Below are 12,854 nucleotides of genomic sequence, written 5' to 3' on the forward strand. Positions count from 1 at the left end.
GCCTTATGACGCAGCCTGCATTCAATATCTTCGATGCGCTGTCTGATTGGGGGAAAACACTTTCTCCCTGGCAGAGTTTTTTGTTAAGCCAGTTGGTGGCATCAGCTGAGCTCAGCGATGAATCACTGGATGAGGTCTTTACCGAATACCTAATCGACCAAGGTCTTAGTGTGCCAGCGGCAGTTCGTGCCACCTGGGACATGACTCTGCCGCAGTTCGAGGTCGACTCGTCGGGGGCTGTCTGCACCCTAACCTCCATGGAGTCGGTTGAAGGCGTCAATGCGCTAGCTGCTGGCGAAACCCTGAGCTTTGGTCCAAAACTTACGGTGATCTATGGCCCTAATGGCGCCGGTAAGTCTGGATATGCACGTGTCCTGAAGTCTGCATGTTTCACTCGATCAAAAGACACGGGCATCTTAGGTGACGTCAGGCTTGCGAAGGGCACACATCCGAAGCCTACGGCAGCCTTCCACTTTGACGACGGTTCAAATGTCACCTTCGTGCATCAAGAGGCATGCCCGCGATTGCGTGATGGTTTTTCCGTTTTCGATTCGACCTGCGTTCGCGTGCACCTTGATGACCGCAACGTCTTTCAAGTCATGCCGTACCTGTTCGACGTTTTCCCTCGAATGGTGACAGCGTTTGGCAAATTACAAACAAAGCTTCGTGACGAAATCACCAATCGGACGCCGGTGCTGGATAAATTCGCGATCCAGGACAGCACGTCAGATGTAGCCAATGCCTTGGCGACGCTTACCGCGCAAACGGATTTGATCCAGCTGAAAACGTTTGCGGTGTTTGGCGATGTCGAAACCGCTAGATTACTGGCCATCGAGCCGCAATTGACTGAGCTTAGGACAACGGACCCTAAGGAAATCGTCAAAAAAAACGAGCAACGGATTGCTGACCTGGACGCTGTCAAAGCGAGTATTGCTGCGTTGGCTGTCGGTGTAAAACCGACCACGGTGACCAAAATTGGCGAAACTGCTAAGCAGATTGGTGAACTCATCGAAAAAGGCGCGGCATTGTCCGCAGCGCAGTTCGGCGAAGAGCCTGTACAGCCGATAGGGACTACGGCGTGGCGAGATCTTTTATCCGCTGCGATCGCATACAACGCCGAAGCCTATCCAGGCGATGCGTTCCCTCCCCAAGCCGAGGAGTCGCGCTGCGTGTTGTGTCAGCAGGTGCTCGATGCGGAGAGCGCAGATCGTATGGAGCGATTCTATAAGATGGTCGCAAGCGACGTAGAAATGCAGCTGACCACCGCCCGAGACGAAATGAAAGTTCATGGCTCGGACATAAGCTCGGTTAGTACTACGTTCTTTGCCCAGGACAGTGCTGCGCGGCGTGCGCTGCTGGAGCTCGACACGGTGCTGGAAGCCGATATCGCGGCTCATGTGGAAGGCTACCGGCATCTCATTGAGTCTTTGGACCTTGCTGTAACAAACGTCTGCGACCCGATGTGTTCCCTGCTGGAGTATGACGCTGTTTCAGAGCGCATCAGCGCTTTGGTCGAGCGCTTGAAACGGGACAATGAACAACTGCGCGAAAGTGATCCCAAGGCTTTGATTGATGCTCTTTTGTTAGAGCAACAACTTCTGAATGACCGCCATCGCCTTTCTGGCCAATACGATAATATTGCTGCAGCGGTTGAGGGTCTCCAATGGGTGAGTAAGGCAACCCCATGCATTCGGGGCTTCTCAACCATTCAGCGTGATGTGACAAGTAAGCAAAAAGCCCTTGCTACGACGTTGGTTGCGCAAGGTTTTATTGCTCGATTTGCGGAGAACTGCGATGCGTTAAATCTGGAGTTGCCCGTGCAGTTCCGCTTTGCTGGGGATGCAGGCACAACAGATCGAAAGATCGAGATCAGCAACGCAGGTACGGCCGGTGTTGACCCTTCCCGTGTACTGAGTGAAGGGGAGCAGACCGCCGCGGCATTGGCGGACTTTCTGACGGAAATCGAACTCAATGGTACATGTGCCGGCGTCATCTTCGATGATCCGGTTACGTCCATGGACCATGTACGTAAGGAACTCATCGCCCAACGCCTGGTGGATGAGGCCACACGCCGTCAGGTCATTGTGTTCACTCATGACATTCTGTTTACGAACTACCTCGCAACTGCCGCGGAGGATAAAGGTGTGTCATTTGCCGGGCGGACAGTGTGGCGTGATGACAACGATGCCCCAGGTGCGATAGATCGATTGGCTTTTCCACATGAGCATTACGAAGGCGCTGCGTATGACCGAGCGAAAAAACACTACGATGCAGCGCGCGCGTTGACTGGCGACCCGCAGCGCGATGCTTTGGAAAAAGCCTGTGGAAGCTTGAGAACCGGCTATGAGGATTTCATCCAGAAGAAGCTGTTTAACAACGTCGTACGTCGGTGGCGAGAGAATATTACGTTCACGTTGAACCAAGTTTTCTTTGATGAGGCGATTGCACTCTGTGTGCACGAGCGAATGGTCGCATTGTCCCGTTACATCGACGCGCATTCACATTCTGAAGATTTCCATGAGGTGCCGCTCACGGTTGAAGTCTTGGCCAGTGAATTTTCTCAGTTCGACAGCATTAAGTCGGACTACAGCAGGGCTCGCAAGGACTGGGAAAAGGCCAAGCCAAAGGCTGTGTTCAGTTAAGCGATAGAAAACCAAAAAAGGGAGCTGCCATGTGGGTTTTCGGGTACGGATCGCTGATGACCGACGGTTGGGAGAAAGACTTTGACTGCACGCAGCGAGTTACAGCGGAACTAAAGGGATATCGGCGCGCATTCAATAAAGCGTCTGTCACTAACTGGGGGACACGCGATTGTCCGTGTCCAACCCTCAACCTGGTGTCTGAAGCAAATGCACACTGTCTTGGGATTGCATTCGAATTTTCCGAAGCACGGAGAGGCGATGTAGAGGCTTACCTTGCCCGACGTGAAGGTAGGAGTTTCAATCTCTCCTTTCTGGAGGTTATTGCCGAGGGTTCAGGAGCGGTACAGGCATTGGTCCCGTTGTACGCGGGTAAAAACATAATCCGATCCTCCGATACGCAAGTAGCTATCGAGTTGGCCAGCCATGCCAAGGGCTCAAGCGGCAAGTGCTCAGACTATGTATTGGATGTTTATGAGCAGCTGACGAAGCTCGGCATCAACGATCCTGCGGTAACTGAGATGCGGGATCTATTATGTGAGGTCCGTCCGGAGATTAGGGACGAAGTGAATGGAATAGACGTCAAGGAAGGGGGTTCAGGTATAGGCCTTTAAGCGGCCGCATTGTGCCCCTCTTCAGGTCACGCCTCACGCGGGCGTGCGGATTGATTCCGGAGCCTTGTTAACTGTTACTACTCATATTTTCAAGCTAATTCAGCCACTTACTGTTAGTAACTGTTTTTGGCTGTTCGATGTCGGATCGTGCGAGCTGTTCAGCTTCATGTCAGATGGTGACATCAGTTCTAAAGGGTAGGTCGTGTCTGACTGATCCATTGGCAGTCTTGCGGAGGGGGGTGGCGAGCCGAATTGGCAGGTACGCGTAGACAAGCATTCGACCGAGTCCATGGGTGGCATCAAGAAGATAGAGGCCCTGGGTGCGTTCAAGCTGCTGTCGGGCGGGTCCGCCTGCCTGGCGGCCGCTGACGACCTGCACCAGGCCACCGGCCGGGATCTGAACCTGGTGTTGGGGCAGAAGCACAACGCCACGGTCGGTGGCCACATGCAGGAGAAGATCCAGGGCTTGCGCAACAGCGTTGCCGGAATCAGTCAGCGGATGCAGGCGCCAAAAAACATGGGTCGCTTCGGTAGATGTGGACGTGCTGCATGTGCTGTACGACACGCTCAATCTGTAAAAACAGCATTCACGAAAACTTCTACTCTGCTCGGCAGTTTAAAAAAACGAAATGAGCCGAGCCCCGATTGAAGGCGTCGCCTGAGCCGGCGAGGGGAATTGCTTGGACGACACCCGATGAAGCTGCTGATCGGAAGTTCTAAAACGGCTCTGGGTAATTGCACAGATTTGCCCACTCGTTTGCATTTGACCTGACCATCCATTTGCATAGGATTTGACCAGCACGCTTCGCGGCCATGACCGGCAGAGAACGGCCAGAAGCGGACATTCGCCTGCCGCTTTGATGTCCTGCTCCGGACTTTATTGGAGTGCCCTATATGGACTATCACTCTATTAGTTCGCTCCGCTGACCGAGGTCGGTTACAGTTGTGGGCAAAACTTCATCGTCATATTTATGAGGTCATATGCAAGCTGGAGACATAGTTGCCACAACAGGAAATCGCTTTATTCAGGTATCTACGATAAGCAATGTAGGTGAATGCCAATATATAAAACAACTCAAAGCATCAATTTTATGCATGGATAGCACCCTAATTAAAAGCTGATTAAATATTATTTTTATTTCCAACCTACCATTCGTCGTCACGCGAAAAAAAATTCAAACTTTTCAAAAGCGGGTGACTCTCATCAATACAGTCATAAAGGCTGCACATACATTTTCTTATTGATTGTCGATTGTTGATAGGAGATAGCAATGAACTATGAAGATCGCGATACCTATGGCATGTACAAAACCAACCTCCTACGAGATCCCGGCTCCGAGGAACAGGGGCCTGGGCCCGACCTGATGGGTGCAGACACGCTCATTGGAAATGATGTTTATAACCATAATGAAGAAGACTTGGGAGATATTAAGGAAATCATGCTGGATGTTCGCAGCGGTAGAGTGAGTTATGCCGTTCTATCCTTTGGTGGCTTTCTTGGCATGGGAGAAAAACTGTTTGCGGTACCTTGGAATGCATTGTCACTCGATACACTCAATAAGCGCTTCGTACTAAATATAGAGAAAGAGCGCTTGGAAAATGCACCAGGCTTTGACAAGGACAGTTGGCCTAATATGGCCGACGAGTCTTGGGCAACAGAAATCCATTCTTTCTATGGAACTAAACCCTTCGATTACGATACTGTCCAGAGACAAAGTGTCGACAAGAGCTAACCGTCCCTATCCAAAACGAAGAGTGATGCGCGCCGAGCAAAACAACGACATGCTAAGGCTGGCGTTGGGGGTGCCAAACCCTAAGGCGCGCATTGGAGTTCAGCGGCCATCAGAAATACACTATGAAATGGGCGTTCGCGTTGAGCTTCCTTATTTTGCTCACTTGCTTGTTGCTGGGACTATTCCCTCTGGCAGCTGGTGTCTAATAAAGGGACGAAAGCAGCTCAAACAAACACTGCGTTACATCGAAAAATCCCGGAAACAGAATTGTCTTCTGGATTTTTTTGTTCGCTAAATCAAGGTTAGTACCGACTGCGTCGTCGATCGAGATCGAATGTCCGTTATGGGTCGTTTTAAGCCGGTCGCAACAGGCAGAAATCGGCCCAGAGTGTGTAAAAACGCTAGATCCCGTTTCGATTTTCAAGGCCTGAGAAACAGTCACCCTTCGCAGCCTGATCAAGGGCACGGCGCTTTTCTGGTGAGCTAAACCGGCCCAGCAACGCGTCAGATCAACGGGAGAGTAGGAAGCAGGCCGGTTCTTACGCCGTTAGCGCCTTCAGCAAGTTATGGGTACCGATGATTTTCATGACCCGTTTCAAGTTGTAGGCGAGTACGTTCAAGCTCATCTCGGCGCTCACCCCGGCGAGCTTTCGGGTCAGGAAGTGCGTCGCTCCCATCCATTGTTTGAGCGTCCCGAAGGGATGCTCAACCGTTCGTTTTCGGACTTGCATCATCTCCGGCGCGTTGCGCAGCCGGCTCTGCATTTCCTCCAGCACGACTTCATGCTCCCAGCGCCGGACTCGCCGCTCCGTGCTCGGTGTACATTGCGATTTCAGTGCGCAGCCCTGGCAATTGGAACTCCAGTAACGGTGCAACTTCAGGCCTTTTTCAACGTAGGAATAGCGCCAAATCAGCGCCTCTCCAGCCGGGCAAATGTATTCGTTTTTTGCCGCGTCATAGATGAAGGCATCGTTATTGAAGCGCCCGTCAGCCTTGGCTCCAGAGGTCATCGGCTTGGGTACATAGGCAGTGATGTTTGCATTTCGACACGCGAGGATTTCCTCGCTTTTGAAGTAACCTCGGTCAGCCACTACCGACAGTGTTTCTGACGCCATCGCCTCGCGGGCCTGCTTGGCCATTGAGCTGAGTCGATCGCGGTCGGAACCGACGTTAGTCACCTCGTGCGCAACGATCAAATGGTGCTGAGTATCGACCGCTGTCTGCACGTTGTAGCCGACGATTCCCGTGCCGCGAGTCATCATGGAGCGGGCATCTGGATCGGTCAGTGAGACCTGTTTATCCGGCGATTCATTGAGCTGGATTTCAATCGCTTGAAGCTCCTTCATTTGCATCTTCAGCTTGGCGACTTTCTCTTCCAACCGCACGGCTTTGGGCTCCGAGGGCGCAGCCTCTTGCCGATCGGCAGCATCGAGTGCCGTCAGGTAACGGTTGATGCTCGATTCAATTTCTTCCATTCGCCGCTTCAGTTTGGCGCTGGTGAAGTTGCGGTCGCGATTGTTGACCGCCTTGAATTTACTGCCGTCGATGGCAACCAGATTTTCTCCGAACAGTCCCAGCTGCTGACAGAGCACGACGAACTGACGGCAGACGCCTCGAATGGCCTTGCTGTTGTCTTTTCGGAAGTTGGCGATGGTCTTGAAATCAGGCATCAAACGCCCAGTCAGCCACATCAGCTCGACGTTGCGTTGGGATTCTCGTTCCAGGCGTCGACTCGACTGAATGCGGTTGAGATAGCCGTAGATGTAGATCTTCAGCAGGATTGCGGGGTGGTAAGCAGGCCGGCCAGTATCGGCTGGAATGACGCCTTCAAAACCCAGATTGACCAGGTCGAGTTCATCGACGAAGACGTCGTCGACTACGCGCACTGGATTGGTATCCGTGACGTAATCGTCGAGGCTTTCGGGCAGTAAGGTGCTTTGACCTCGATGTTCACCTTGAATAAAGCGCTTCATGGGCGATCCTTGCGATGAAATCCTCAGAAATCATAGCAAGGGTTTGCGAAGGCGTTTTTACACACTCTGGGCCGAAAGCGGCTTTTCGAACCGCGCCGATAGAGCTTCGACCAACGCGATGCCGGGCTCAGACCTCTGTCTGTTCGGCCATCTCCAGCGCATCATCTACCTCAATGCCAAGTTATCTGACAGTGCTTCCTAGCTTCGTATGGCCCAATTCTTTGATCCCGGGTATCAAGCATTTTACGAGTGAGGGTCTTCGATGGAGTTCAGGGGGCGCCGATGCTCATCCCTGTGCAACCATCGGCGTACCTTTCCACGTGCCGTTTTGCACGAGCCGACGGACCTCGCGCTGAATGAGATCCCCTACAAAGCGCACTGTCTTCAGGCGACGGTGCTCGTGCGTATAGGCAAGCGTCAGGCAGAGCGACATGCCGGGCTCATTAAGGGCGCGGGCAGCTAGTTGACCGCTCGCGATCTCCGAGGCAACGGTGCCGTAGGTCAGCAGCGTATAGCCCAGTCCTTGCGCAGCGAGTGACTTCAGAAGTGCAGTGCTGTTGGTCTCGTAGATCGGCTCAAGCGATGCGCCAATCTCGCTGAACGCTTCGTCGACGAGTAGTCGTAGCGCCTGACCGCGAGTGGGCAGAATCAGCGGTGCATCGATGAGGTCGGCCATCGTAAGGCGTTCGATATTGAGCAGCTCGGAGTTGGGCTTGCCGGCGAGGTGAAGGCGCTCCATCAGCAAGGGAACGGCGAGGATGCGAGCGTCGTGTGGCGGATCGAAAAGCACGGCAACCGACAGTTCGTTATTCAATAGTTGAGTACTCAGCACACTGCTTACATCTTGAACGAGACTCACATGTAGCTTCGGCCAATGCTGGGCGATCGTGGAGACGATGTGCGCGGCAAGATACGAGCCGGCCGTGTGGGTTATGCCTATCGCAATCGAGCCGGAAATGTCTTGCGCCGAATGCATCACCTCTTCGCGCAAGTTCGCGAGCTGCACGAGGATGCCGCCCGCCTTAGCGAACAGAAGTTTGCCCGAACGCGTGAGCTGACAGCCACGGTTGGTGCGGACGAATAACTCCACCCCGAGTTCTGTTTCGAGCCGTTTCATCTTGCGGGTGACGACCGGTTGCGCGAGGTCGAGCTGTACTGCCGCCCGTGAAAAGTTTTCCAGTTCGGCGACCTTGCAGAAAATTGTTAGCAGGTCGCAGTCAATGATCTGCTCGCCAATCGGTAAGGTATGAGTACTCATGTCGAAAATGCATCGCAGGGTGGGGCATTCATCCTAATCAGCCATCGCTGAGGTGTCTATGGAGGACATGCTTCAAATACACGATCGAGAGCTTGGCAGTAGATTTTTCTTACTTCTGGCTCGCGAACTATCGGGCGGGCAGCCCTTCATGGTGTTGGAAGCGTGGCGCAACATCCCCGCGCTACGCTTTCTGTCATGTCGCAGCAGCATGTCTGTCATGCGGGGCGGCCACTACCGGCACTCCCATGGCTTGCTTATGCTGCTTCCAGCACGTCGGGCATGGCGCCAATGGTTCCACCCTAGGAAAAGCCCCCCGAACCCGCCACACCGGCCCACTTTTTCGAAACCATAAAAGATGCCCAATCAATCGATTCCCCAAAGTTTTGCCGCTACTGCTGCCGTACTCCGTCGTGTTCGTTGTTTGCTTGACGAGGCGGTGCACTCGGTCGTCGGCTCGTGTGTGGTCAATGGAAAACTCGATGCGTTGCTGCTCGACCAATTCCAGCCCGCTAGTTATGAAATCGCGTTGGCAAGCGCGGAGCTGCTCGCGGCCGAAACTGTCTGCGATCGCAGTGACGCACAAGACTGCGCCACCGATCTGGACATGCGCCTCTCGCTCGCCTTTGCCTGTGACGCGATTATCAGCGTCGTGCAACGTATCGATGTGTTGTATGTCGACCTTGGCATTTGTGCCACGGGATTGCATGAGGTCACGCAAAGCGCAGAGTTTACGCGCTTGCGCCGGGCTACCAGCAGCAGCGAAGTGCTTGCGCAAATCGGTAGTGAACTGGCCTCGGCCGAATCGATTGCCGACATGAAGCAGCCGGATGACGTTGCGATGGCTCAAGATGCGTTCCGACGTTTCGCAAAAAAGGTGGTTGCACCGCTTGCCGAAGAGATCCATCGCCAAGACATGACGGTTCCCTCCGAGATACTGGATGGCATGCGCGAGATGGGAGCCTTCGGACTTTCGATACCGGAGTCGCTGGGCGGTAGCGCATCGGACACCGGCAACGACGCGCTGATGATGGTGGCGGTCACGGAAGCCCTGTCGGAGGCGTCACTGGCCGCGGCAGGCAGTCTCATCACCCGTCCGGAAATTCTTTCGCGAGCGCTGCTCACTGGCGGTACGGATGCACAAAAGCAGCGTTGGCTGCCCGCCATCGCATCGGGCGAAACGCTCTGCGGCATTGCGATTACCGAGCCGGACTTCGGTTCCGACGTGGCCAGCCTGAGCCTTAAAGGCACGCGCGTGGAGGGCGGTTGGCTGCTCGATGGCGCCAAGACATGGTGCACCTTCGCCGGCATGGCGAACTTGCTGATGGTGGTTACCCGCACGGACCCCGACCGATCGGCCGGGCACCGTGGCCTGTCAATCATGCTCGTGGAAAAACCTTCGAGCGACGGGCATGAGATTGATTTCGCGCAGCCCGATGGCGGCCGTCTCACCGGGCGGGCGATTCCGACCATTGGGTACCGGGGAATGCACTCGTTCGACCTGCATTTCGAGCAGTTCTACGTCCCCGACACTCACGTGCTCGGCGCAGACGCGGGGCTCGGGAAGGGCTTCTATTTCACCATGCAGGGCATGACGGGCGGGCGCATGCAAACCGCTGCGCGCGCGTCGGGCGTCATGCGTGCCGCGCTGGATGCAGCGATTCGCTACGCCGACGACCGCAAGGTGTTCGGCAAGCAGCTGTCAAGCTACCCGCTCACCCAGGTGAAACTCGCGCGTATGGCGGCGCGCTATAGCGCATGCCGCAAGATGACCTATGCAATTGCCCGGCATCTCGAAAGCGAAGGCGCGCAGATGGAGGCGAGCCTCGTCAAGCTGCTGGCGTGCCGCTCGGCCGAAATCGTCACGCGTGAAGCGCTGCAGATTCACGGTGGTATGGGATACGCGGAAGAGTGTGCCGTGAGCCGCTATTTCGTTGATGCGCGCGTACTTTCGATCTTCGAAGGCGCCGAGGAAACGCTTGCGTTGAAGGTCGTGGCGCGCGCTGTGTACGACCGCACATTGACGCGTATTACGACTGACGCAAGTGAGGTAAACCATGCTGTCTGATTCGATTCTCAAAGGCATGCGAATTGTCGAGGCGTCGGCATTCGTCGCTGCCCCGCTCGGTGGCATGACGCTCGCGCAACTGGGCGCCGAAGTGATCCGGATCGACCCGCTCGCCGGCGGTCTGGACTATCGGCGCTGGCCGATCACGGCGGATAATACGAGCCTCTTCTGGTGCGGCCTCAACAAGTCGAAAAAATCGGTCACACTCGATCTCGCTAGCGCCGAGGGGCGCGAGCTTGCTGCCGCACTCGTCACCGCTCCAGGGCCGGATGCGGGCATCTTGCTCACCAACTTTCCGCCGCGCGGGTTTCTCGACTATGAGGCTTTGAGTGCACGCCGTGCCGACCTCATCCAGTTGACCATCACCGGCGACCGGCATGGCCGTTCGGCAGTCGATTACACGGTCAATCCACGACTCGGCATACCGTATCTCACCGGTAACGGGTCCGCTGACGAAGTCTGCAATCATGTGCTGCCCGCTTGGGATCTGGTGACCGGCAACCTGGCCGCGCTGGGCATTCTGGCCGCCGAACGTACTCGCCGGCAGAGCGGCTTGGGACAACACGTAAAACTTGCACTCGAAGACGCGGCGCTCGCGGTGATGGGCCACCTCGGCTTTCTCGCCGAAGCGCAGCTCGGACAGCAACGAGAGCGCACGGGCAACGACTTGTTCGGCGCGTTCGGTCGCGACTTTCTGACCGCCGACGGGCAGCGCATCATGATCGTTGGGTTGACCGCCAAACAATGGAAGTCGCTCTGCGAAGCCACTGGCCTCACCGACAGCATCGACACACTCGGCCGCTCACTAGACCTTGATCTGCGCCGCGAGGGGAACAGGTTTATCGCACGCGCTGAACTGTCCTCGCTTTTTGCGCAGTGGGTGGGCGCTCGAACATTGCTGGATGTCGCCTCGGCGTTCGATGCCCATGCCGTTTGCTGGAACCGATATCAAACGGTCAGCGAGCTGGTGACGCACGATCCTGAGTGTTCTACCGCGAACCCGTTGTTCTCCACGGTTGCCCAGCCGGGCGTAGGCGACCTGCTCGCGCCGGGTTCTCCTCTTGCCTTCTCCTCGTTCCCGCGCGCCCCAGCACGACCGGCGCCGTGCTTGGGTGCAGATACTGAGCAGGTGCTCACGGACTTGCTCGGGTTATCGAGCGCGCAGGTGGGCGCACTGATCGATCGCAAGGTTGCCGGTCGCCCGTCGAGCTGAGACGTAGTTCATCTGCCTGATTCAATCTGCACGTGCTGTAAGGAGCCTGCTTTGCATATCGATCCACTGCCCGACCTCACACCCTATCTGCGCAACGGCGATACCCTGATATGGGGCCAGGCGACCGCTGAACCCCTGACCCTGACCCGTGCTCTGGTCGCGCAGCGGGCACACTTCGGCCGCCTGAATCTGTTCTTGGGGATCGACTTAAGCGGCACTCTGCGCCCAGAGCACGCCGACTATTTTCGCTTCATGAGTTATTGCGGCGCAGGCGGCAATCGAGCGCTCGCCAGAGCGGGGCTGCTCGATATTGTTCCGTCGCCTTATTCGCAGCTGTTGGGCGCGATGGAGCACGCGGGCAGCCGTATCGATGTCGTGTTTGTGCAGGTCGCCGAAGCCGATGATGATGGCCTGTATAGCCTGGGCCTGGCCAACGACCTGCTGATCGAGGCCATCGGGCAGGCGAGAGTGGTGATTGGCGAAGTGAATCCCAATGTGCCGCGCACCTATGGCGAGCGCCGGTTGCGTCCGGATGAGATCGACGTGCTCGTTCCGGCCGCCTTCGCACCGCTCGAAGCGCAATACAGCGTGCCGTCGCCCGAAGAAGAACGCATTGCCGAGTACGTCGCATCCCTTATCGAAGACGGCGCAACGCTGCAGGTTGGGTTCGGGGGCGTGGCGGAAGAAACCCTCAAGCGGCTGACCAACCGCCGAGATCTGGGTATCCACTCGGGTATTGTCGGTGACGCCCTGGTCGACCTGGCCGAATCCGGCGCGCTCACGAATGCTCGCAAGAAACGCAATGCCGGCAAAAGCGTCGCTGGCCTGCTGATGGGGACCAAGCGGCTCTATGCCTACGCCGACCGCAACCCCGACATCGTGCTACGCGGCACTCACGAAACCCACGGTGGCGAAGCATTGCGCTCGATTGATCATTTCGTTGCGATTAATTCCGCGATCGAAGTCGACCTTACGGGCCAGGCGAACTCCGAAGTCGCCAACGGCAATTACATTGGGGCGGTGGGCGGGGCGCCCGATTTTCTGCGCGCGGCCCATCTGAGCCCCGGGGGCATTCCAATCATCGCACTGCGTTCTACCGTGGGCGAACGATCACGTATTGTCGCGTCGCTGTCGGGCCCCACGAGCACCGCTCGCTGCGACGCCGGCGTAATCGTGACCGAACACGGTATCGCAGACCTGCGCGGCTGCTCACTGGCTGAACGTGTGCGGCGAATGATCGCGATCGCCGACCCGGCGCATCGCGAACAGCTAGAACGTCAGGCGCATACCATCCGATGACGTGTCTATGGCCGGGCGCTCCAACCCTGGCATAGGGCGGACCACCGTCGAGGTTGTACG

The 12,854-nt window shown here is 56.2% G+C and carries 9 protein-coding genes and 2 pseudogenes; 8 read left to right on the top strand and 3 right to left on the bottom strand.

The features are described from left to right. Positions 1 to 5: 5 nt before the first annotated feature. From ACA064_RS12990 to ACA064_RS13010, 5 genes and pseudogenes are all read left to right on the top strand, one after another. A complete protein-coding gene (locus tag ACA064_RS12990) occupies positions 6 to 2,642 on the top strand; it encodes an AAA family ATPase (protein ID WP_497673703.1) in 2,637 nt (878 codons plus the stop codon). A 29-nt stretch (positions 2,643 to 2,671) separates the two neighbouring features. After that, complete coding sequence (locus ACA064_RS12995) at positions 2,672 to 3,253, top strand: gamma-glutamylcyclotransferase (RefSeq protein WP_497673704.1); 582 nt, start codon at positions 2,672 to 2,674, stop codon at positions 3,251 to 3,253. Between the two features lie 265 nt (positions 3,254 to 3,518). Beyond that, a pseudogene (locus ACA064_RS13000) lies at positions 3,519 to 3,828 on the top strand (hypothetical protein); the annotation flags it as partial. A gap of 696 nt (positions 3,829 to 4,524) precedes the next feature. Beyond that, on the top strand, positions 4,525 to 4,986 hold the full coding sequence (locus ACA064_RS13005) for a PRC-barrel domain-containing protein (protein ID WP_497673705.1): 462 nt from the start codon (positions 4,525 to 4,527) through the stop codon (positions 4,984 to 4,986). 25 nt (positions 4,987 to 5,011) lie between these two features. After that, positions 5,012 to 5,281 carry a hypothetical protein gene (locus ACA064_RS13010; protein ID WP_497673706.1) on the top strand — a complete coding sequence of 90 codons (270 nt, stop codon included), beginning with the start codon at positions 5,012 to 5,014 and terminating at the stop codon, positions 5,279 to 5,281. A 244-nt stretch (positions 5,282 to 5,525) separates the two neighbouring features. Here ACA064_RS13010 and ACA064_RS13015 read toward each other — a convergent pair whose 3' ends face one another. From ACA064_RS13015 to ACA064_RS13025, 3 genes and pseudogenes are all read right to left on the bottom strand, one after another. After that, entirely contained in the window at positions 5,526 to 6,959 is a 1,434-nt protein-coding gene (locus ACA064_RS13015; protein WP_497673707.1) for an IS1182 family transposase, read from the bottom strand. 127 nt (positions 6,960 to 7,086) lie between these two features. Beyond that, positions 7,087 to 7,176: pseudogene (locus tag ACA064_RS13020) on the bottom strand (integrase); the annotation flags it as partial. A gap of 69 nt (positions 7,177 to 7,245) precedes the next feature. Next, positions 7,246 to 8,217, bottom strand: coding sequence for a LysR family transcriptional regulator (locus tag ACA064_RS13025; RefSeq protein WP_497673708.1), 972 nt, complete (start codon positions 8,215 to 8,217; stop codon positions 7,246 to 7,248). Positions 8,218 to 8,572: 355 nt separating this feature from the next. On the opposite strand from ACA064_RS13025, the gene ACA064_RS13030 reads away from it, so the two are divergent. Genes ACA064_RS13030 through ACA064_RS13040 form a run of 3 tightly spaced genes read left to right on the top strand, consistent with a single transcriptional unit; the run spans position 8,573 to position 12,794 of the window. Next, the gene (locus ACA064_RS13030; RefSeq protein WP_497673709.1) at positions 8,573 to 10,282 is read left to right on the top strand and encodes an acyl-CoA dehydrogenase family protein; all 1,710 of its coding nucleotides are present in this window, start codon (positions 8,573 to 8,575) and stop codon (positions 10,280 to 10,282) included. Next, positions 10,272 to 11,495: a CoA transferase gene (locus ACA064_RS13035; protein ID WP_497673710.1), complete on the top strand. Its 1,224-nt coding sequence runs from the start codon at positions 10,272 to 10,274 to the stop codon at positions 11,493 to 11,495. Before ACA064_RS13030 ends, ACA064_RS13035 begins: the two co-directional genes overlap by 11 nt. Positions 11,496 to 11,546: 51 nt before the next feature. Continuing rightward, a complete protein-coding gene (locus ACA064_RS13040; protein ID WP_497673711.1) occupies positions 11,547 to 12,794 on the top strand; it encodes an acetyl-CoA hydrolase/transferase family protein in 1,248 nt (415 codons plus the stop codon). Positions 12,795 to 12,854: the final 60 nt, after the last annotated feature.

The organism is Pseudomonas sp. LBUM1658, from assembly GCF_059716055.1.